This window comes from Glutamicibacter sp. AGC46 (genome assembly GCF_053543715.1).
Genome location: NZ_JBLVOJ010000007.1, coordinates 1 through 21,175, shown reverse-complemented (window position 1 = coordinate 21,175; position 21,175 = coordinate 1). Strand labels below are relative to the sequence as shown.

Annotated in this window: 20 protein-coding genes; 6 read left to right on the top strand and 14 right to left on the bottom strand. The window is 63.5% G+C overall.

What is annotated here, in order from left to right:
• Positions 1-57: 57 nt before the first annotated feature.
• The 5 genes from ACNPM8_RS01905 to ACNPM8_RS01885 all read right to left on the bottom strand — a co-directional run bounded on the left by ACNPM8_RS01905 (position 58) and on the right by ACNPM8_RS01885 (position 5,960).
• On the bottom strand, positions 58-2,580 hold the full coding sequence (locus ACNPM8_RS01905; protein WP_448939193.1) for a hypothetical protein: 2,523 nt from the start codon (positions 2,578-2,580) through the stop codon (positions 58-60).
• A 238-nt stretch (positions 2,581-2,818) separates the two neighbouring features.
• Positions 2,819-3,988 carry an acetyl-CoA C-acyltransferase gene (locus tag ACNPM8_RS01900; protein ID WP_332594983.1) on the bottom strand — a complete coding sequence of 390 codons (1,170 nt, stop codon included), beginning with the start codon at positions 3,986-3,988 and terminating at the stop codon, positions 2,819-2,821.
• Entirely contained in the window at positions 3,985-4,635 is a 651-nt protein-coding gene (locus ACNPM8_RS01895) for a CoA transferase subunit B (protein WP_105656234.1), read from the bottom strand. The genes ACNPM8_RS01900 and ACNPM8_RS01895 overlap by 4 nt, the downstream gene beginning before the upstream one ends.
• 2 nt (positions 4,636-4,637) lie before the next feature.
• A complete protein-coding gene (locus ACNPM8_RS01890) occupies positions 4,638-5,342 on the bottom strand; it encodes a CoA transferase subunit A (protein ID WP_332727519.1) in 705 nt (234 codons plus the stop codon).
• Between the two features lie 162 nt (positions 5,343-5,504).
• Entirely contained in the window at positions 5,505-5,960 is a 456-nt protein-coding gene (locus tag ACNPM8_RS01885; RefSeq protein WP_448939192.1) for a VOC family protein, read from the bottom strand.
• Positions 5,961-6,062: 102 nt separating this feature from the next.
• Here ACNPM8_RS01885 and ACNPM8_RS01880 point away from each other — a divergent pair, with 102 nt between their 5' ends.
• On the top strand, positions 6,063-6,851 hold the full coding sequence (locus ACNPM8_RS01880; RefSeq protein ID WP_105656236.1) for an IclR family transcriptional regulator: 789 nt from the start codon (positions 6,063-6,065) through the stop codon (positions 6,849-6,851).
• Between the two features lie 107 nt (positions 6,852-6,958).
• Positions 6,959-8,059 (top strand): alanine racemase, encoded by a 1,101-nt coding sequence (locus ACNPM8_RS01875; RefSeq protein ID WP_332488865.1) that lies wholly within the window; start codon positions 6,959-6,961, stop codon positions 8,057-8,059.
• 9 nt (positions 8,060-8,068) lie between these two features.
• Here the strand turns inward: ACNPM8_RS01875 and ACNPM8_RS01870 are convergent, their stop codons facing one another.
• Positions 8,069-9,247 (bottom strand): DNA topoisomerase IB, encoded by a 1,179-nt coding sequence (locus ACNPM8_RS01870; RefSeq protein WP_448939191.1) that lies wholly within the window; start codon positions 9,245-9,247, stop codon positions 8,069-8,071.
• A 27-nt stretch (positions 9,248-9,274) separates the two neighbouring features.
• Between ACNPM8_RS01870 and ACNPM8_RS01865 the strand changes: the two genes are divergently transcribed.
• Positions 9,275-10,963 (top strand): long-chain-fatty-acid--CoA ligase, encoded by a 1,689-nt coding sequence (locus ACNPM8_RS01865; protein WP_332730918.1) that lies wholly within the window; start codon positions 9,275-9,277, stop codon positions 10,961-10,963.
• Here the strand turns inward: ACNPM8_RS01865 and ACNPM8_RS01860 are convergent.
• From ACNPM8_RS01860 to ACNPM8_RS01840, 5 genes are all read right to left on the bottom strand, one after another.
• Positions 10,960-12,555 carry a dipeptide ABC transporter ATP-binding protein gene (locus tag ACNPM8_RS01860; protein ID WP_448939190.1) on the bottom strand — a complete coding sequence of 532 codons (1,596 nt, stop codon included), beginning with the start codon at positions 12,553-12,555 and terminating at the stop codon, positions 10,960-10,962. The two genes, ACNPM8_RS01865 and ACNPM8_RS01860, sit on opposite strands and share 4 nt — an antisense overlap.
• Positions 12,552-13,349, bottom strand: coding sequence for an ABC transporter permease (locus ACNPM8_RS01855; RefSeq protein WP_448939189.1), 798 nt, complete (start codon positions 13,347-13,349; stop codon positions 12,552-12,554). Before ACNPM8_RS01855 ends, ACNPM8_RS01860 begins: the two co-directional genes overlap by 4 nt.
• Entirely contained in the window at positions 13,346-14,278 is a 933-nt protein-coding gene (locus ACNPM8_RS01850) for an ABC transporter permease (protein WP_448939188.1), read from the bottom strand. Before ACNPM8_RS01850 ends, ACNPM8_RS01855 begins: the two co-directional genes overlap by 4 nt.
• A 6-nt stretch (positions 14,279-14,284) precedes the next feature.
• On the bottom strand, positions 14,285-15,949 hold the full coding sequence (locus ACNPM8_RS01845; protein ID WP_448939187.1) for an ABC transporter substrate-binding protein: 1,665 nt from the start codon (positions 15,947-15,949) through the stop codon (positions 14,285-14,287).
• A 131-nt stretch (positions 15,950-16,080) separates the two neighbouring features.
• Positions 16,081-16,689, bottom strand: a complete 609-nt coding sequence (locus ACNPM8_RS01840) for an NAD(P)-dependent oxidoreductase (RefSeq protein WP_133834063.1) — start codon at positions 16,687-16,689, stop codon at positions 16,081-16,083.
• Between the two features lie 83 nt (positions 16,690-16,772).
• Here ACNPM8_RS01840 and ACNPM8_RS01835 point away from each other — a divergent pair, with 83 nt between their 5' ends.
• Positions 16,773-17,141, top strand: a complete 369-nt coding sequence (locus ACNPM8_RS01835) for a winged helix-turn-helix transcriptional regulator (protein WP_105656244.1) — start codon at positions 16,773-16,775, stop codon at positions 17,139-17,141.
• On the opposite strand, the gene ACNPM8_RS01830 is transcribed toward ACNPM8_RS01835, so the two are convergent.
• Entirely contained in the window at positions 17,138-17,647 is a 510-nt protein-coding gene (locus ACNPM8_RS01830) for a GNAT family N-acetyltransferase (RefSeq protein ID WP_332504326.1), read from the bottom strand. The genes ACNPM8_RS01835 and ACNPM8_RS01830 overlap by 4 nt on opposite strands.
• A 118-nt stretch (positions 17,648-17,765) precedes the next feature.
• Here ACNPM8_RS01830 and ACNPM8_RS01825 point away from each other — a divergent pair, with 118 nt between their 5' ends.
• Positions 17,766-18,902 carry an acyl-CoA dehydrogenase family protein gene (locus tag ACNPM8_RS01825; RefSeq protein WP_332488881.1) on the top strand — a complete coding sequence of 379 codons (1,137 nt, stop codon included), beginning with the start codon at positions 17,766-17,768 and terminating at the stop codon, positions 18,900-18,902.
• Positions 18,903-18,912: 10 nt separating this feature from the next.
• Here ACNPM8_RS01825 and ACNPM8_RS01820 read toward each other — a convergent pair whose 3' ends face one another.
• On the bottom strand, positions 18,913-19,617 hold the full coding sequence (locus ACNPM8_RS01820; protein WP_332727527.1) for an NUDIX hydrolase: 705 nt from the start codon (positions 19,615-19,617) through the stop codon (positions 18,913-18,915).
• 247 nt (positions 19,618-19,864) lie between these two features.
• Here ACNPM8_RS01820 and ACNPM8_RS01815 point away from each other — a divergent pair, with 247 nt between their 5' ends.
• Positions 19,865-20,635 carry a 3-hydroxybutyrate dehydrogenase gene (locus tag ACNPM8_RS01815; RefSeq protein ID WP_448939186.1) on the top strand — a complete coding sequence of 257 codons (771 nt, stop codon included), beginning with the start codon at positions 19,865-19,867 and terminating at the stop codon, positions 20,633-20,635.
• Between the two features lie 323 nt (positions 20,636-20,958).
• Here ACNPM8_RS01815 and ACNPM8_RS01810 read toward each other — a convergent pair.
• Positions 20,959-21,175 (bottom strand): transposase (locus ACNPM8_RS01810; RefSeq protein WP_448939185.1); only part of this gene is annotated, 217 nt, incomplete at its 5' end.

Below are 21,175 nucleotides of genomic sequence, written 5' to 3'. Positions count from 1 at the left end.
CCCCCCCGCGGCTTTGCGTTCTAGTCAGCGCGGGTTAGCAGCAGCTGAAGCAGCGGCTTACCACCAGGATGCGCCTTCGACGGTGACCTGGGGCTTCTCGCCGTACCAATCCACGCTGCCCGTGAAGCTGCGGGTGAGCTCTTCTTCGTCGTAATCAATGAACTCCGTGTCATTGAGCTTGTACTTGAAGACGATCTCGGAGCTTGAGAAACTGCCCGATTCCTCGATGGCCACGCTTTCAGCATGCGACTTCACAGAGAACGATGCGATGTCCTTGGACTGCAAGGTGCTCGGGCAACCGTCATCGAGGTTGGTTGGAACGGTCACGCAGGCAGTAGCGAACTTCTTGACCTCATCCAGAACCAGCTCGTCGAGCTTCTCGGTGGTGGTCGTAACCAGCGCCGCCTGTGCCGGCTGCGAATCAGGATGGTTGACGCGCAATTCCTGCGCTTCGCTCGTCAGGTATTCATTGCCAGGCGCTGAGACATCATAGATGCCCGGGTAGGCGTAGAAGCTGCCGGTGAAGGAACGTCCCTCGCCGTAGTAGTCCTCGCTTTCAAGCAGCTTGACCTTGGCCTTGCCGACAGTGACTTCCGAGCTCTTATCGGAGGTGATCTCCACCGGAACAATCAATGCTTCATTGAGCACCCAGGTATCGAGCAGGCCGAAGTCCTTGTCGCCCGCGTCGACATTGAAGGAGCGTTCGTGGCGCTCGCCGTTGATGGAGTAGATCGCTCGCACACGGGCCGAGTCCTTGCCCTTGGATTCCTCGATGACATCAACGAGTTCCAAGCGCTGCTTGGCGTTGCCCAGGACATCGCCGCTGAGCAGGACGCGCGAGGCGTTGTCGATCCCCGGGTCGACCATCTCGGTCGCCTTGCCGGCCTGGCCCTCGGCAAGCAGCGCGAGGTATTTCTCAACTTCAGCTTCGGGCTTGCGCTGCCCGTTCAGGTAGGCGATGGCACCGAAGCCCAGACCGGCAATGACTGCCAGCGCAAGAACCGAGAAGCCAACGGCCTTGGCCTTCTTCTTGGACTCTTCCGAGGCCGGGGCCAGCGCCGGAGCCGGTTCACCAGCCATCGGCTGGCCGTCGGCGGACACGGCAGGGGTGGATTGGGCTGCGGCGGCAACTGGAGCAGCCTGGCTGGGTGCGGCTGCAACCGGCGAAGCCGGAGCAACGGCAGGTGCCTGGCCGGAAACCCATCGCGCTGCGGCGTCCTTGCCGACAATCACTGCCAGCAGGGATGGGGCGAAGCGGTAGACCTGCAAGGGCAGGATTTCTGCCAGCAGCGAGACAACTGCGGCCCCGAGTGCCAGGAAGATCACCGAGTACCAGGTGATGCCGTAGGACATGCTGCCGCTCATGTTGCCCATCTCGTTGGCGGTGATGGCGCCACCCAGGGAGATGTTGGTCAGCCCGGCAAGAATCATCCACAGGACCAAAGCCGCTACCGGCAGCTGCCAAGCGCGCTGCAGGTTGAAACCAGCGGCCAGTCGACCACGGTGCACGCCAATACGGATAGCCGCCAGGAGTACCAGGAGGGCGCTCAGGACCAGGAGCCAAGCACCCTTGCCGTCGGCGATATCCCAGATGCGCAGGACGGATTCGGGCATGGCATCGGCGGTGTATTCGCCCAGGAAGCTGGCCATGCCGGAGACATTCGGAGCCAGCGCCCCGAGGAAGCCCAACGCTGCCACATATGAACCGATGGTTCCCAGCAGCGGGAGCAGGATCAGGCCCAAGCTCCAGGGCATGTCATCTGGACGCTGGGTGAATGCGGCAATGATGCCGACCAAGGCGAAAGCCGCCAAGGTCGAAACGGCCAGGGCCACGGCCTCGCGGACGCCGGTAAGCAATGGGGATCCGGCGTTGGCGCGCTGGGGTGCGGTGGCAAGGAACTGCGAGAAGAAAACGGCCAAGGCAATCGTGAAGAAGACACCTGCATATCGCGGGGACACCGCGGCGGAGAAGAATTCGCCACCCTGGATGCTGAGCTTCCCGAAGTGCGCAATGACCAGGAAGACCAATGCCAGGACCAGCGCGTGCAGTCCGGAGGCCAATGCAGCGCTCTTCCAACCGCCGTTGCGTGCGCCACGACGCAGCTTGCGCACGATCAGGTAGTTCGCGGCGCAGATTGCCACGATGGAGGTGACCGAAACGAGGGCGAATGCGAGGCTGAGCTCGCCGAACATGCCGAATCCGCCCCCGGATCCGGTGATCTTCAGCCCGCCGCCCAGGACGGCACCGAAGACCATGATGAAGGCCTTGAAGGAATTGAGCTGGGACGCCACGTTGAATTCAGCGGAGCTGCCGCCACCGATCTCCTTGGCCATCGAGGCCAGGGGGATCAGGTAGCAAAGAGCCAGGACGATGCCAATGGCCGCAATGGCGCCGGCTTGGAATCCAAGAAGCTCCAGGCTGGCACGCGACTTCAGTTCCAGGACCGCGTTGGTGAATTTCCTGACCTGCCGGTTCTGCCCGGCATTCTGGAACGGGTTCGCCGGTGCCGCCGGCGCTGGCAATGGATCCGAAGGTGCCGGTGGCACCTTTGGATCATCAGGCAATTGCGTATTTTCCAAGGTGAGTCCTCACATGGTGCGATGATGGCGTCACATCCGGGCGTTCTTGGAAACTTAAAGTCGAACAATTGGAATATGACCTTCCAATTACAAAACAAGTAAGTGGAAGAACAAAGTCCAGTTAAGAAATATGCGGCGGCTTAAGGAGCGAGTTCCGCCTTTCACTTCACCGGTAAATGGAAAAGCCGGTGCGGTTGGATCCCAGAAGACCCAACCGCACTGGCTAATCGGACAGCGGCTACAGCGAACGCAGCACCACTGCGGTGCCCTGGCCGCCACCACCGCAGATGCCGATGGCACCCAGCGAGCCGGCCGGCATCTCGTGGAGCTGGCGGGCCAACGTGCCAATGATGCGTGCACCGGAAGCGCCAATCGGGTGGCCCAGGGCAATCGCGCCACCATGCGGATTCACGATGGAGGCATCGAGACCCAGCGCCTTGGTGGACTGCACCGCGACAGCGGCGAAAGCTTCATTGATTTCGACGGCCTTCAGGTCCTGGGCTTTGGCCCCGGCCTTCTCCAGGGCTGCGCTGATGGCATTGGATGGCTGCTCGTGCAGGGTGCGGTCCGGGCCGGCAACGAAAGCGTGCGAGAGAATTTCAGCCAGCGGCTCCAGGCCCAGGCGCTCAATGGCCGCATCGCTGGCCAGCACCACGGCTGCTGCGCCGTCGGTGATCTGAGAGGAGTTGCCCGCAGTAATGGTGCCTTCCTTGGCAAAGGCCGGACGCAGCTTGCCCAAGGATTCCACGGTGGTTGCTTCGCGGATGCCATCATCTTCGCTGATCGTGGTGTCGCCGCGACGGCTGGAAATGGTAAATGGCGCAATCTCGCCGGCTGCGAAATCGCGGGCCGCGGCAGCGCGCTGGTGGGATGCGGCCGAGACCGTATCCTGGGCCTCGCGGGTCATCGACAACTTGGCATTGTGCTCCTCGGTGGAAGCGCCCATCGAACGCTTCTCGGCAGCATCGGTCAGGCCGTCGTATTCCAGGGTGTCAATCAGTTCAATGGCACCGTACTTGGTTCCGGCACGGGCGCGCTGCACGTGCGGAGCCAGGGACATGGATTCCTGGCCGATAGCCAGGACAACGTCTGCCTCGCCGCTATTGATCAGGCGGGCTCCTGCCACAACGGCCTCGGCACCTGAGAGGCATACGGCATTCACGGCGATGGCCGGAACGTCCAGCGCAATGCCGGCACCCACAGCGGATTGGCGGGCCGGGTTCTGGCCGGCGCCACCTTGCAGCACCTGGCCGGCGATGACTTGCTGGACTTCGCTGGGATCAACTCCGGCACGTTCCAGCGCGGCCTTGCCGGCATGGGCGCCGAGCTCGGTGGCTGGAACAGCGGCGAAGGCGCCGTTGAATTTCACGAATGGGGTACGGGCGTAGCCCACAATCTTTGCGGTCATGCTTTCAGATCCTCCACAATATCCACGGCAAATTCTGCTGCCGTGATTTCCTTGATGGTTTCCACGCTTTCACCCGGGGCTACTGCACGCAGGGTCAAGGTCGAGTTTTCTATATCAAACACTGCTCGGTCGGTGATGATGCGGTTGACCACGCCGACTCCCGTAAGCGGCAGGTCGCATTTCTCCACAATCTTGGATGTCCCGTCCTTGGCCACGTGATCGGTCAGAACGATCACGCGCGGGGTGCCGGCGACCAGGTCCATGGCGCCGCCCATGCCCTTGACCAGCTTGCCCGGGATGGTCCAATTGGCCAGATCGCCGTTGGCGGCCACTTGCAGGGCGCCGAGGATCGCGGTCTGGACGTGGCCGCCGCGGATCATGCCGAAGGAGGTCGCCGAATCGAAGAAGCTGCCGCCGGGCAGGATGGTCACGGTCTGCTTGCCTGCATTGATCAGATCCGCATCTTCTTCACCTTCATAGGGGAAGGGACCCATGCCCAGCAGGCCGTTTTCGCTTTGCAGCTTGACCGAAACGCCTTCCGGCAGGTTATTGGCCACCATCGTGGGGATTCCAATACCGAGATTCACATACTGGCCGTCGGTTAATTCGCTAGCGGCAATGGCCGCCATTTCATCGCGTGTCCACATGCTCAGGCCTCCTTTCGGCTGCGCACGGTGCGCTGTTCAATGTCCTTGACCGCATCGGCCTGCACCAGGGTCTGCACGAAGATGCCGGGGGTCTCCACCAGCGACGGATCCAGATAGCCCTCGACAATTTCCTCGGCTTCGGCGAAGGTATGGCGGCCGGACATGGCGGCCAGCGGGTTGAAGTTCTTCGAGGTCATCCGGTAGCGCAGGTTGCCTTCGGCGTCGGCCTGGTGCGCCTTGACCAGTGCGATATCGGCAAAGATGCCACGCTCGAGGATCGCTGGCTTGCCGTTGAATTCCATGAATTCCTTGCCTTCGGCGATCGGAGTTCCCACGCCGGTGGGGGTGAAGAAGGCGGGAATGCCCACCCCGCCAGCGCGCAAGCGCTCGGCCAAGGTGCCCTGCGGGCAGAATTCAACTTCCAGGTCCCCATCGAGGAACTGCTGTGCGAACAGCTTGTTCTCCCCGACGTAGGAGGCCAGGACCTTGGAGACCTGCTTATTTTCCAGCAGGATGCCCAGCCCTTTGCCGTCTACGCCCATGTTGTTTGACACGATGGTCAGGTTGGTTGCCTTCGAATCCCGCAGTGCGGTGATCAGGCGGTTGGGGATGCCGGAGAGGCCGAAACCGCCTACTGCGATGGTCATGCCATCCTTGACGACGGCAGCCAAGGCGGCGGCTGCGTCATCCCGAAACTTCGTTGTCATCGATTCCTCCATGTGTCCACTATGTGGAGCGCGGATCTGCTTATCCTCTAACGTACGTAGTCGCAGGTGAGCATGCAATAGACCCGGTGCATTGACGGGTAACTGGTCGGATGGTGAGGAGGAACGGCCAAGCGGTCCATATTATGGACATAGCTGAGAGGGCTAGACGATGTCGAACTCATTGCCTTCGATATCGAACATGCAGATAGCGAAATGGCCCATCTCTGGCATGTCGTGAACGGTGCGGACTTTGGCCCCCAGGGCCATCAGGCGCTCTGCCTCGTCGGTGATGATTTGCCTGCGTTCCTCGAAGCGAACGCCGCGGCCGCCGCTGACCAGCAAGTCCAGATGCAGGCGATTCTTGATGCTCTTGGCCTCCGGTACCTGCTGGAACCAAATCCTCGGCCCACCACGTTGCGGATCGACCAGCGACTCCGGTTCATCACCGGTTCCGGGCGGCAATTCATCATCCGGCACGCCCATGGACTGCCAGTAGGCGCGCCACGTGGGATGCCCCTCCGGGGCGGGCTCGGGAACGTAGCGCAAGGCTTCGGCCCAGAACCGGACCATTGCTTGCGGGCGGGCGCAGTCGATGACGATTTGCCATGTATTTTCCATGTGCTGAATTATCCGCCGACCAGCTCGATAGCAACAGGGGTACGGCGACAAAGTATGAAGCGGGAATTATCCGGCCCGGAACCGATCGTCCATAATGTGGTCATGAGCAATTCCCCGGCTGGAACCCAAGTCGTAGGGCGGCTGGCCGCCGTGCTTCGCACCGTGAGCACAGCAATGCCCGAGGGCATCACCACGACGCAAACTGCCCGGAGCACCGGTTTGGCCCGGCCCACCGTGCATCGCCTGCTCAGCGCGTTGGCCACCGAAGGATTCTGCGACCACGATCATCGCACCGGCCGCTGGCTGCTTGGCCCCGAGCTCTACCTCATGGGAGCGGTGGCAGCCGAGCGCTACGACATCAGCGAACTGGCCCGCGAGCATGTTGCCGCGCTGGCCGAGGCGACCGGGGAAAGTGCGTTCCTCTCGGCGCGGCGAGGGGACGAAACCGTGTGCTTGCTGCGCCAGGATGGAGCCTTTCCCATCCGCTCGTTCGTGCTGTATGAAGGACGGCGCTTCCCGCTGGGAGTCGCTTCGGCCGGAATCGCGATCCTTGCTTTCCTGCCTGAACAGGGCATTGAGCGCTACCTGCGCGATGCCGATCTAGAGCCAGGATATGGGCCGGCGCATTCGCGCGAAGAGCTGCGCAAAAAGGTCGCCGAAACCCGCCAGCTGGGCTATTCGGTCAACCCCGGCTTGATCGTCGAGGGCAGCTGGGGCATGGGCGCTGCGGTTTTCGACAACTCGGGACAGCCTGCCTGGGCACTGAGCCTGACCGGGATCCACACGCGCTTTGAAGCGGACCGCCGCGAAGAGCTGGGCAACCTGCTGCTGCACCACGCGCATGAGTTGTCCACCAAGCTGTCGGCCCGGTCAAGCACGCTGCCACGCTAGTTTTTCCTTCCCCTGTACAAAGCTTCCTGCGGTAATCTTTCAGATCGGCGGGAATGCCTATTTCCAGGATTCCCCGTGACGCAGCCAAGTGCAGAAGGACGGAAAATTTGGGCACTATCCCGGCCGGAATCAACACCCCGCAGGTCATCGTTGACGTAGCGAAGCTCCAGCAGAACATTGACCGGGTGGCCCACCGGGTGGCGAGCCAGGGCCTGAAACTGCGCCCGCATGCCAAGACGCACAAGATGCATGAAATCGCCGAACGCCAGATGGACGCCGGTGCCGCCGGACTCACCGTGGCAACCGTCGGCGAAGCCCTCGCGTTTGCGCTGCACGGGGTCGCGAAGATCTTCATCGCCTACCCTTTGTGGGTCAATGGATCCCAGGCGGCACGCATCCTGGAGCTGATGCGCCGTGCCAAGCTGAGCATCGGCACGGACTCTGTCCAGGCCGTGCAGCAGATGGCCAGGATGCTGGGGGAGAAGGCCTCCAAGATCAAGCTCGTCATCGAGATCGACAGTGGCCATCATCGGAGCGGCACCAGCCCGCAAGGCGCGGTGGAAATAGCCGATGCCGCCCGTGCGGCAGGCATGCGCGTGCATGGGATCTTCACCTTCCCCGGCCACAGCTACTCGCCGGACGGCATCGACGCGGCACTCAACGATGAGCACAAGGCCCTGGCCGAAGCGGCGTGCCTGCTGCGCGAGGCCGGGCATGCCATCAAGCGCATCAGCGGGGGCTCCACCCCGACCGCCGAACTGAGCGACAACTCGGTGCTGACCGAGGTGCGTCCAGGGGTGTACGTCTTCGGCGATGCGCAGCAGTTCGAGCTGGGGCGCGTGCGCTGGGAGGATATTTCCCTGACCGTCGCCTCCACCGTGATCAGCCGCCATGAAGGCGATGGGCAGATTCCCCGGCGCATCGTGCTGGACGCCGGCAGCAAGGTGCTCGGAAGCGACCGCCCGGCCTGGGCCACCGGATACGGGCGCATCGCCCAGTGCCCTGAAGCCCGCATCAGCGCACTATCGGAGCATCACGCCACCGTGCTGTGGCCCGAGCACTTGGACCTGCCGGCCCACGGCGAGCAGCTCCACGTCATCCCGAACCATGTCTGCGTCGCGGTGAACCTGGTCGACAACGTGCTGGCAGTGCATGAGGACGGCACCAGCGAGGTATGGGATGTAGCGGCCCGCGGACTGAACTTCTAGATTCTGAACCTAGCTGGCCCTTTCGAGGAACCGCAGCAGGCAGCGCGAAGCCGGATCCAAATGGTTCTTGGTCCCCAGCTGCCGTTTGGAACGGCGCAGCGCCGCCAATTTTTCCGGATCGTCCGCCAGCTCCAGCACACGGGGATCGATATAGGAGCCGGCCGCGATTTCGGGAGTATTGCCCAGTTTTCCGGCGGCCTGCTCGATGGCCAGCTTGCGCAGATTCCTGGCGTCATCGGCAGCCATGGCCGAGGCGGGAGCCTCGATCAGTGCCCTGAAAGCCGCCAAGCTCCCGCCCCAGGTCCTGAAGTCCTTGGCGGTGAATCCGCTACCCAGGTGCTCCTCGAGGTACTGGTTGATTTGGGCAGGCTGGAGCAGGTGCGAGTGCCCATCGTCATCCAGGTAGCGGAAAAGCTCGTAGCCCGGCTGATCGCGCAATTGGACCAGTACTCGTGCCAGTCGCCGGCTCCTGATTTTCACATGCTGCTGCTGGCCGCTCTTGCCGGGAAACTCGAGGGTGGCGCAATGCCCTTGGACCTCCAGATGCTTGGCTCGCAGCGAAGCGGCCCCGAACGATTGGTTGGCGCGCGAGTAGGCGTGCGTGCCGATGCGCAGCAGGTGCAGATCCAGCAGCAGGACCACGGCCGCAGTGACCCTGTCCTTGTCGTTTCTTCCCCGGCGCAGATCCCGCAGCAGCTGGCGGCGGAGATTGGGCAGTGCGCGGCCGAACGCCGGCAACCGGTCGAATTTGGCGGCATCCTGCCGCTCGCGGAAATCGGGGTGGTAGATCATCTGGGTGCGTCCTGCCGCATCGATTCCGCGAGCTTGGACCTTGGCCCGCGCACTGGCCGCGATCTGGACCTGTTTCCATGCCGGCGGGATCGACAATTGCCTGATCCGATCCAGCAGGTGCTGGTCCTTCACCGTGCGTGCCCCTTCCAGGTAGAAGAAGCCGGTTCCCGCGCGCCGGCGCGTGATGGGAAGCCGTTTGCTTCGGCGTGCTGGCATGGATGCCTCCCGGTAGTTGCGTAGCCGTGCAATCACGCACACGCTATCGCCGATCGCTGCCCTGCTCCGGGTGTTCGCAGGAAAATCCCAGCTGTGCGGTGCCGGGGCATTGACGCCAGCGGGCGGATCCGCCACCTGCAGCGCGTCGTTTGCACCCGGGAAGACCTGGAATCGCGCCATGTCCCGTAACAGGGCATGATTGGAGGTATGGAAAATAGTGCTGCGCCCGCATGGGTGGCAAATTACCAGCCGGGAGTCCCGGCCGAAATCGAGCTGCCCACCGAACCGCTCAGCCGCATGTTCGAGCGCTCCGTGCGTGAAGCCGGCGATAGCCCGGCGACCGAATTCTTCGGCCGCCGCACCAGCTACGCCGATCTGGGCGCGCAGGTAGCCAAGGCCGCCGAGGGCCTGCGCAAGCTCGGCGTGCGTGCCGGCGACCGCGTTGCGCTGATCCTGCCCAACTGCCCGCAGCACGTGATCGCCTTCTACGCGATCCTGCGCCTTGGCGCCGTCGTGGTGGAGCACAACCCGCTGTACACCTCGCGCGAACTGCGCCACCAGTTCGAGGACCACCAGGCGCGCATCGCGATTGCCTGGGACAAGGTCGTGGCCAACGTCCAGGAATTCCCCAAGGACGTCCAGCTCGACTCGATCGTCTCGGTCAACCTGCTCGAAGCCTTCCCCGCGGTCAAGCGCCTGGCGCTGAACCTGCCGGTCAAGAAGCTGCGCGAGACCAAGGCGTCGCTCACGGCCCGCACCTCGGGCACCGTGGCATGGAAGGACCTGCTCTCCGGCGCGCAATTGGATGCCAACCACCCGCATCCGGATGTCGATGACCTGGCGGTCATCCAGTACACCTCGGGGACCACCGGCCACCCCAAGGGCGCCATGCTCACCCACTTCAACCTCTATTCCAACGCCTTGCAGGGCGAGGCCTGGATGCTCGGGGCGCAGGAGCGCGAGGAAATCCTCTACGCGATCCTGCCGATGTTCCATGCCTTCGGCATGACCCTGTACCTGACCTTCGGCGTGAAGAAGCAGGGCCTGCTGGTGCTCTTCCCGAAGTTCGATCCGCAGATGATCCTGGATGCCTGGAAGAAGTCCCCGGCCACCGTGTACTGCGCGGTGCCGCCGATCTACGAGCGCACCGCCCTGGCGGCCAAGGAGCGCGGCGTCTCGCTGAAGAGCGCCAAGTACTGCATCTCCGGGGCGATGAACCTGCCCGACCATGTGGTGGAGCTGTGGGAATCGATGTCCGGCGGCCTGCTGGTAGAAGGCTACGGCATGACCGAGTCCTCGCCGGTGGCCTTGGGCAACCCGTTCTACCCCAGCCGCCGCACCGGCACCATCGGCGTGCCCTTCCCCTCGACACTGATGAAGGTCGTGGACGTGGAGGACCCGAGCCGGGAAGTGGCCCAGGGAGAACCGGGCGAATTGCTGATCAAGGGCCCGCAGGTGTTCCAGGGCTACTGGAACAACCCGGAGGAAACGGCCAAGGCCAAAACCGAGGACGGCTGGCTGCGTTCGGGCGATGTGGTCACCGTCGACGAGGACGGCTTCGCCCAGGTGGTGGACCGCGCCAAGGAGCTGATCATCACCGGCGGCTTCAACGTTTCACCGACTGAGGTCGAGATCGCCCTGCGCCAGCACGCTGACGTGGCCGATGCCGCGGTCTTCGGAAAGCCGTTGGCCCGCGGCGGCGAAATGGTGGTTGCCGCGGTGCAGCTCGAAGAGGGCTGCGGGCTGAACGAGGACGCGCTGCGCGCCCACTGCCGCGAGCTGCTGGCCGCCTACAAGGTGCCTAAGCGCATCGTGCAGATCGATGAGATGCCGCGCTCGCTGCTGGGCAAGATCCTGCGCAAGCAGGTCAAGGACCAGATGGTCGATCTGGTCTAGCGCAACCGCGGCATCGCCGAGAGCAGCAGTTTCGTGTAATCGTGCTGCGGGGCGCTGAAGACCTGGCCAGTAGAGCCCTGCTCGATGATCTTGCCTTCATGCATCACTGCAACGGAGTCGCTCATGTGCTCGATCACCGACAGGTCATGGCTGATGAACAGGTAGCTGGTTCCGGTGTCCAGCTGGATCCGATCCAGCAGGTCCAGCACCGTGGCTTGGATTGATACATCCAAGGCCGAGACCGGCTCGTCAAGGACTAGCACCTGCGGCTTGGGCGCTAGCGCACGGGCAATCGCCAAGCGCTGGCGCTGCCCGCCGGAAAGCTCGCGCGGGTTGCGGCCCAGCAATTCGGTGGACAGCTCGACTTGTTCGAGCAGTTCAGCCGCCGGCTTGCGGTACTCGGCTGCGCGCTTGGACTTGCCGCGGCTCAGCGCATCGGCCAGCAGCTGCCCCACCGAATAGCGCGGATCGAAAGACCCCAACGGGTTCTGGTAGATCGCACCCATTTGTTCGCGCAGCTTTCGGCGCTGGGATTCGAGGGCCGGGGCAAAGTGCTCGCCGAGCAGCTTGACGTTGCCTGCATCAGGCTTCTGCAAGCCCAGCACCATGCGCGCGGTGGTGGTCTTCCCGGACCCGGATTCGCCGACAACGCCCAGGGTCTTGCCCCGGGGCAGTTCGAAACTGATCGCATCCACGGCCTGGTGCTTGCCGAACGTTTTGGACAGCTGCGTGACTGATAACGCGGGGGCAGTAGTGGCGGGTGCTTCTGGCGGTGGTGCCGTCAACGGCTTGCTGGCTGCCGACAACGGGGCGAAGCGCGGTATCCCCGAAGGCACGGCCCGCAGCAATTGGCGGGTGTACTCGTGCTGCGGGTCGCCCAGGATCTGCCCGGTGCTGCCGGCCTCAACGATTGCACCGTTGCGCATCACCGCAATGTCGTCGGCCAAATGCGCTACCTGGGCCAGATCGTGGCTGATCATCAGCACGCCGCGGCCCTGCTCCTTGAGCTCGCGCAGCTGCGAAAGGACCAGTGCTGTCAGCGCCGAGTCCAAGGCGGTGGTTGCCTCATCGGCGATGACTACCTGCGGGTTGCCGGCCAGGGCCTGGGCAATCAGGGCACGCTGGCGCATGCCGCCAGAGAGCTCGGTGGAACGCTGCTTGGCACGGCGCCCGGGCTCGGGCATGCGCACGGATTCCAGCACCTGGAGCACTCGCTGCTGGCGTTCGGATTTGGACATCTTGCCGTGCGCCTTGAGCGCATCACCGATTTCCCGGCCCACCGGGCGCAGCGGATCGAGCGCCATCAGCGCATCCTGCAAGATCATGGACACCGAATTCCCGCGGATCTGCTGCCAGCCGCGGTCGGCGAGCTCCAAGGCGTCCTGCCCGCAGACAGCTAGCTCGGCGGCGCTGATCGTGCCGCCGGAGAGGCCAAGCAGGCTGCGGGCGGTGACGGATTTGCCCGACCCGGATTCGCCGACCAATGCGAGGCAACGTCCGGCCTTTACGGTGAAGGAAATGTTCTTCACCGCCACGGCGGAACCGAAACGGACCGAAAGGTCCTTGACCGTAATCAGTGCTTGCTCGTTCATGCTGTCCTTGCCCTTCCGCCCAGCGCGCGGCCAATCAGCGTGGCGCCTGCGGCCACGACAACTATCGCCAAGCCGGGGAACAAGCTCATCCACCACGCGAAGTGCAGGTAGGTGCGCCCGGCCGAAAGCATGGCACCCCATTCGGGCGCTGGCGGGGGAGTGCCCAAGCCCAGGAAGGACAGGGCAGCAGCCCAGATCACGGCTTGGCCGATCCCCAAGGTCACCAGAGCCAGCAGGGGCTTGAGGGCGTTGGGAACCAAATGGTTGCGGACCAGCAGCCACGAGCCGCGGCCCAGCACGGTGGCTGCCTCCAGCATTTCCGAACTCTTCAGCGTGCGGATCTGGCTGCGCACCAGCCGGGCATATCCCGGTGCGGTGGACAGGCCCACCGCGACGATGGCCGGCCCGACACCGGGGCCGGTGAAGGCAATGATCAGCAGTGCCATCAGCAAGGACGGAATCGCGTAGAGCGCTTCGAGCACGCGCAGGATGATCTCGTCGAGCCAGCGCGGGGACAATGCCGCAACTGTGCCCAAGACGATGGCCAATCCCATGCCCAATCCTGTGGCCGCCAGGCCGATAGCCAACGAGTCGCGGGCACCATGGATGACACGGGTATAGATGTCGCGGCCCGATTCGTCGGTTCCGAAGAAATGCGCGGCGCCGGGTTTGCTGAATGCCTCGGCCGGGTTGATGGCCAATGGATCGCCCGGGGCCAGCACCGAAGGAACCAGCGCGATGAGCATCCACAAGGCGATGAATGCGGCGGCGAAGATTTTTGCGGTGCGGCTCATGAGCTCGCCCCTGCCGGATTGATGGCTCGTTCGATGCCTTCGGTGATCGCCATGACCACGATGTAGACCAGTGCAGAGAAGAGCGCGATCCCGGTGACCATCGGGATGTCGCGGGCCAGCACCGCAGAAAGCAGCGAGCGCCCCAGGCCCGGACGGGCGAAGATCGCCTCGACCACCACCGCGCCGGAAAGCAGCGAGGAGAAAGCCCAGCCGGTCAGGCCCAGGGCAGGCAAGGCGGCATGGCGCAAGCCATGGTGCCAGAAGACCGCCAGCCGGCTTTCGCCACGGGCACGCGCGGCCAGCGCGAACTGGCTGCCCAGGGCTGCGCTCAGCGAATCGCGCATCAGCTGGGTGAGGAACCCGGCCAGCGGCAATGCCAAGGTCAGCACGGGAAGTACCAAATCCTGGGCGGTGCCGTTATCCACGGCCGGCAGCCAGCCGAGCATCGAGGAGAAGAGCATGATCAGCACCGCGCCGAGCCAGAAGTGCGGCACGGCGGCGGCAATGATCTCCACGATATTTCCCAGCCAGGCGCCAAAGCGGTTGGCCCGCATGGCCGATGCCGCGAAGCCCAAGGCCAGCACCCAGGCGGCCGCCAGGGCCAGTAGCGCAAGCCAGAGGGTATTGGGCAGGAGATCGCCCATGATGCCGGCGACCGGCTGCTTGAGCGAATAGGAGGTGCCGAAGTCCAAGGTGGCCAGCTTGCCCAGGTACATCAGGTACTGGGAGATGAGCGGCAGGTCCAGTCCGTACTCGGCGCGGGCCGCGGCCAGCGCTTCGGCCGAGGCCTGGGAACCGGGGCCGCCCATGATTGCTTCGGCCGGGTCGCCGGGGATCAGCCGGATGGCGATGAAGATGGCGGTGGCCACCAGCCACAGCACCACCAGCGCGCCGCCGATCTTGCGCCCGGCCCAAGCAATCGTGCCCATGGGGTGCTACTTGGTGATGAAGGTGTCGTAGTAGACCGGCGAGGACACCGCGGTGGTGGCGCCGATGCCGTGCACGTTCTTGCCGTAGAGGAAGTGGTTCTGCTGGTCGTAGAGCGGCAGCACGTAGTAGCCCTCCAGGACCAGCTTCTGGGCCTGCTCGTACAGCGCAGCGCGCTGGGCTTCATCGTTGGCCTCTTCGGCCTGGGCCAGGATCCCATCGAGCTTCTCGTTCTTCACCTGCGCGTTGTTGGCGAAGTAGCCCGATGGCGCCGGGACGGTCGAGTCGGAGTGGTACAGGATGCGCAGCACCGACGGGCCGACCTTGGTGTAGGGAGCCGAGACCAGATTGTAATCGTGCTTGGCCAGGGCGCCGTACCAGCTGGACAGGTCCAGCAGCTGGATCTTCACGTCGAAGCCCACGGCCTTGGCCTGGGCCTGGAACTGCTCGAACAGGGACTGCTCGGCAGGAACCGATTGGTTGGTGGAGACCGGGAAGACCAGCGACAGGCGCTTGCCGTTCTTCACGCGGTAGCCTTCGGCGTCGCGTTCGCTCCAGCCTGCTTCATCGAGCAGCGCGTTGGCCTTGGCAACGTCGGTGGTGAACAGCGATTCATCGGAGTAGCCCAGCGGTTCGGCTGAAGACAGCAGCGAGTAGCTGCGCTCGGTGGTGCCGAAATAGAGGGCCTTGACGCCGGCGCTGGCATCCACGGAGCGGATGAACGCCTCGCGAACGCGCTGGTCATCGAATGGCGCCTTGGAGCTGTTCAGCTCCAGGCGGTTGGAAGCACCCGGGCGCGGAGCGTCCAGATGGCCCAGCGAGCCGTCCTGCTTTGCCTTGGCGATGGTGTCCGGCTGCGCGTTGTCGATGACATCGACTTCGCCCGAGACCAGGGCTGCGTAGCGGGTGGCGGCCTCAGGGATGAAGCGCCAGGTGATGGCCTCCAGATAGGCCTTGGAATCGGAGCGCTCCGCGTTCTTGACCGGCGGCACGTAGTCTTCGTTGCGGACCAGGTTCACGGCCTTCTGGTGCTCCCAGGATTCGACCTTGAACGGGCCGGTGCCTACCGGTGAGGCGCAGTTGGTCGCCTGGTCGCGTTCCAGCGCCTTGGGGGATTCGATGGCGGTCCATGGCATGGACAGCGATTCGAGCAGCGCGTTATCCGGGGCGGAGAGCGTCAGCTTGGCGGTGAGCTCATCGGCGATCTCGATATCCACGACCTTGCCCACGGCCAGGTAGCCGGTGGAGGACGCGGTATTCGGATCCTTCAGGTGCTCGATGTTGGCTTCGATGGCTTTGGCGGTGAGCTTCGTGCCGTCGGTGAAGGAAATCCCATCGCGCAGGGTGATGGTGCGAGTCAGGCCGTCCTCGGAAACTTCGGTGCTTTCGGCCAGCCACGGGATGATCTTCCCGTCCGCATCCTTGGTGAACAGGGATTCGAGGTACTGGCTTGCTACCAGGGCTTGCGGGTAGTTGCCGCCCACATGCGGATCCAGGCAGGCCGGCTCGGCGTCGCCCGAAGCATAGACCAGGGTGCCGCCGGCAACCGGCTTCGCCTCCTCTGCGGGGGAATCGGGTCCTGCACCTGCCGAGCAGCTGGCTAGAAGGGATCCAAGGAGCGGGAGCGCGATAGCGCAGCCAAGGATCCTGGACGCGCGCGAGTTTCGTTGCATGGGGAAGGGCTTACCTCGATGAACTAGTGGTGATGACCAAACCAACTCTAGCCATCCGGAACGCATTCGTCAGATCGGAGCGAATCGCTCCGATCCGACGAAACCTGGCTAGCGGAGATCCTCGAGGGGATCTACTTTTCGCTGGCCACGGTCATGCGGCGGTTCTGGTGGACCGGGCTTTCGATTTCATCGAGGATCGCCACGGCGAAGTCCTGGGAGGAAACGAAGTCGCCTGCTGGCGAATCGGTGCCCAGGATGTAGCTGCCGGTGCGGCGTGCAGGCATGATCACCGGGGCTGGAGCCGCGACGGTCCAGGTGATGCCGGAAACCGAGGTGAACATGTCGTAGACCTCGGCGCAGGTGGTGGCTTCGGCCTTGTATTCCTCCGGGAAGCCCGGGGTGTCGACCAGGCGGACGCCGTCTACCTCGGTAGCGCCGGCGCCGCCGACAACCAGCAGGCGGGCTGGGACCAGGGTTTCGGTGATCTGCTCGAAGGCATCCAGGTATTCCTGGTGGTCGCCACCGGTGCGCGATGGCGGTACGGCAATGACGAGCACGTCGTTGTTCTTTCCCAGGTCGCGGTAGGTTGCCCCGTCGCCCAGCTCGGCGGCCACGGTGGTGGTTCCGTCGATTCCCTTGCCCGAACGGGAGACCGAGGTGACCTCATGGCCGCGTGAAATGGCTTCGGCAACGACTTCCGAGCCGACCATGCCGGTAGCTCCGTAAACTGCAATCTTCATGGTGTTCTCTTTCCTTGGGAAATTGGGTCCGGCACAATGGTATCTTTTAGATACCGCCCACTACAACGAAACTAGGTTTCCTCATGGATAGCCATGGCTCTTTTGACGTGTTCGTGCAGCAATGCCCTTCACGTGAAATCATGCAGCGCCTAGGCGATAAATGGACTCCGCTGGTCCTCTTGTCCCTGGCTGGCGGCCCGCAACGTTTCTCCGCATTACGCCAGCGCATCGGCGCGGTCACCCCGAAAGTGCTCACCAATACCCTGCGCAACCTGGAGCGCGACGGGCTGGTGCAGCGCACCGTATATGCCCAGGTGCCGGTGCGGGTCGACTACGAGCTGACTGATTTGGGACGCGGGATCCTGGAACCCATGGAAATCCTGCGCCTGTGGTCCGAGGAGCATGTGCCCAAAGTGCTCGCTGCCCGTGAGCGGTTCGACGCGCGCGGCTAATGGCCAGGTGGAGCAGCAGGACGCAGCGGCAGGAACATGAAGTGCTGGCCCACCAGCCCCTTGGTCGGATGGTTGAAGGCGCCCGGAATGGTGCCCAGGATCTTGAAGCCCAGCGATTGCCATAGACGCACTGCAGCCTCATTGGTCTCGACGACCGCATTGAACTGGATACCGTGATAATTTTCCTGCCGGGCCCAGTCGATCACGTATTCGCCCAGTGCTCGTCCCACGCCGCGATTGCGGCATTCCGGATCGACCAGGAAGGACGCGGTGGCTATGTGGGCTCCCCGTCCGGGCTTGTTTGGCCCCATCTTGGCCGAGCCTATGATCCTGCCATCTGCCACGGCAACGACCGTTTGCCCTGGTAGCGTCTCCATCCACCAGGGGCGGGCTTCTTCAAGGGTTTGGCCCTGGGGGAAGGCGTAGGTCTGCCCCTCATCCATGATTTTGCGGTAGAAGCCGAAGATCCCAGGCCAATCCCCGGCGGTGCTTGTCCGGATTTGCATGCGGTTAGCCCAACTCTTTCGAAATGAATGCTTCGGAACTGATCCTATTGGCCCTCATTGTATCTTGCGTCACATAGACTGAGGTCAAAGGCGCAAGGTGCAGGCAAAGGAGCCGGTGTTGTTTGAAGTAAGCGAAGACCAGAAGTCGTTGATCGAGATGGTCCATGATTTCGCCGAGACCAGGATTGCTCCCAATGCCCTGAAATGGGACCAGGAACAGCACTTCCCGGTGGATGTGCTGGCCGAAGCCGGACAGCTGGGCATGGGCGGAATCTATGTTTCAGAAGATCATGGCGGATCCGGTCTGAGCCGCAGCGATGCGGTGCTGGTCTTCGAGGAACTCGCCAAGGCCGACCCGACCTTGGCCGCCTACATTTCCATCCACAACATGGTCGTGTGGATGGTCGACACCTTCGGCAACGACGCGCAGCGCGCCAAATGGCTGCCATCGATGACCGCCATGGACGACCTGGGCTCCTACTGCCTGACCGAGCCCGGAGTCGGCTCCGATGCGGCGGCCCTGTCAACCCGTGCCCGCAAGGACGGTGACGAGTATGTGCTCAGCGGCGTCAAGCAATTCATCTCGGGAGCTGGAAGCTCGGCGCTCTACATCGTCATGGCCCGTACCGCTGATACCGGTTCGCGCGGCATCAGCGCCTTCCTGGTTCCCGGCGATGCCGAGGGCCTGAGCTTCGGGCCGAACGAAAAGAAGATGGGCTGGAAGGCGCAGCCCACTCGCCAGGTGATCATGGAAGGCGTGCGCATTCCCGCCGCCAACCTGCTGGGCGAGGAAGGCCAAGGATTCTCCATGGCCATGCAGGCGCTCAATGGCGGCCGCCTGAACATCGGGGCCTGCTCGCTGGGTGGCGGGCAGAGCGCGCTGGAGAAGTCGGCGCTGTATTTGAAGGAGCGCCAGGCCTTCGGCGGACCGCTGACCAGGCAGGAAGCGCTGGTCTTCAAGCTGGCCGAAATGGACATGGAGCTGGAAGCCGCCCGCTCCTTGCTGCGCCGTGCCGCCGCCGCACTGGACGCGAAGAGCCCGGACCGCGTCCGCCTCTGCGCGATGGCCAAGAAGATGGCCACGGACGCCGGGTTCAACGCCGCCAACAGCGCTATCCAGCTGCACGGCGGCTACGGCTACCTCGCGGACTACGGGATGGAGAAGATCACCCGGGATCTGCGCGTGCACCAGATCCTGGAAGGCACCAACGAGATCATGTCGCTCATCGTCGGACGCACGCTGCTGGAATCCTGACCGGTGGTAATCAGGCGTTGAACTGCTTTTCCGAATTCCGCACAGCGTTTCCCGAGAGGGAATCGCGGGGATCCGGATGAACCGATGAGATGGCTGGCTCGCTGGCAATGATCTGCTCGATGCTGCCCTGCTCCATCGCATCCCGCAAGGTGCGCTGGGTAGGGCGCATCATTTTAATCTCGCCGCGTTCCAGGGAAGCGAAGAGCTCCTGGGGGCTGATCCATGTGGAGATCACCGCTTCGGTGGTCTGGTGGACCGGTTCCTGGCCGGCGCGCAAGGCCGCGACAAAGAAGTACGTATTGAACCGCCGCGGGAAACCGGCTGGGGTGACCCAATTGGCCCAGGGGCGCAGTTGGCCAGGATCCAGCAGCAGCCCTGTCTCCTCGAAGACTTCACGACGTGCTGCGGCCAGGATTTCGCCGGCCAGATGCTCCGCGCGATCTGGCCCTTCCCCAAGGATCGAGGTGCGCGCCCATTGCCGGGCGTGCTCGCTGAGCAAGGCGGGATCCAGCTCTCCTGCCGCCACCGCTTGGCCGTCTTGGGCATCAACGCGGCCGCCGGGATAAACCACCATGCCGGCTGCGAAGTCCATGGTGTTCACGCGATGCTGGACGAAAACCTCAAACCCGCCAGCTGCCTCGCGCAGCAGCAAAACACTGGCCGCTTTGCGGATCGGGACCTCGGCGGGAGTCGCAGGTATCGGGGAAGTCGTCATTGCCTACCATGTCCTTGGCTCTTGGAAGTGAAAATAGCCTTCGAGAGCCAGCTTAGCTTCCAGCGCACAGCAAACGGGCAACCGGCAGAAGCCGCTGTGCATGCTTGCACATTGACCTGCGGAATCTGCACAGCAAATGCCGTTGACCGGACTCCTGGCGGAGCCTAGTTTGAATCACAGAGACCTGCGCGAAGCTGCGGGCATCGCAACTGGAAGCCGCAGGGGAGCCGAGCAGAGGATGAGCGCAATGGCGGAACAAATTGGCCCATGGCCTCAGGGTCTGAAGGGGCGCCGCGCCTTGGTTACCGGTGGCGCCTCCGGCATAGGCTTGGCCAGTGCTCGGGCATTTGCCCGCGCCGGTGCCACCGTGACGATTGCCGACCTCAATGAACAGGCCGCTGAAGAAGCGGCCCGCGAGCTCGGCGGAAAAGCATGGGCTGTGGATCTTTCGGATACCGCGTCGTTGGAAGATCTCAGCGTGGATACCGACATCCTGATTAACAACGCCGGCGTGCAAAGGGTGGCTCCAATCCATGAGTACGACCCCGAAGCCTGGAGGCTGATCCATCGGCTCATGCTGGAGTCGCCGTTCCTGTTGATCCGGGCAGCACTGCCCGGCATGCGCGAGCGCGGCTTCGGCCGCATCATCAATATTTCTTCGATCCACGGGCTCCGGGCCAGCGCGTTCAAGAGCGCCTACGTTGCGGCCAAGCACGGGTTGGAGGGACTGTCGAAGGTCACTGCATTGGAAGGTGCCGACTATGGGATCACCAGCAACTGCATCAACCCGGGCTATGTGCGTACCCCATTGGTGGAGCGGCAGATTGCCGATCAAGCGAATTCGCATGGCATTGACGAGTCGGATGTCATCCAGAAGATCATGCTTGCCGAATCGGCCATCAAGCGCCTGGTTGAGCCAGAGGAAGTCGCTTCGCTGGCGGCCTGGCTCAGTGCGGATGCCGCGGGCATGGTGACCGGAGCGTCCTACACCATGGATGGCGGCTGGAGCGCGAAATAGGTGCGGCGGGATCACCTAGCTGCCATGCCTGATATGTGCCCGTAATTGTCAAGTAGGCATGGGTTAGCACCCGCTCGGCTGGATTGCCGAGCGGGTGCTTTTCACCTCCCTGATCGACCCGGTGGTGCGGCGTGTCTTGGTGACGCGTGGTCAGTCTGACATACGCGGGTTGGTTACCGCATGACCCTGTTTCGGCGAGAGCAACCAGCTTGTCTAGGATCGAGCGTGGCACCTCTTGGGATGCTGCTCATAGGCCTTCCGCTGATGCGCTCTTCACGCTGCATGCTCCACTTGGCATGATATGAGAGGCGAGTCTTGCAGAATTATTCGTCCATCACGGCCAATGACCAGCACCAACCGGCAAGTTCACGGGCAATCGCGGTGCACGCGACGGTGTGCTTCTTCTTGTGGCTGGCCAGGGTATTCCACCGCTGGTTCAGGCGCCGATTCCCGGCATCGCCCCGTGCCGCTGCCTGGGCCGATGCCTTGGCCCACCGGTCGGTCATGGTTTTCCCCGGCTGGTACCGCGGTTTGTGATGC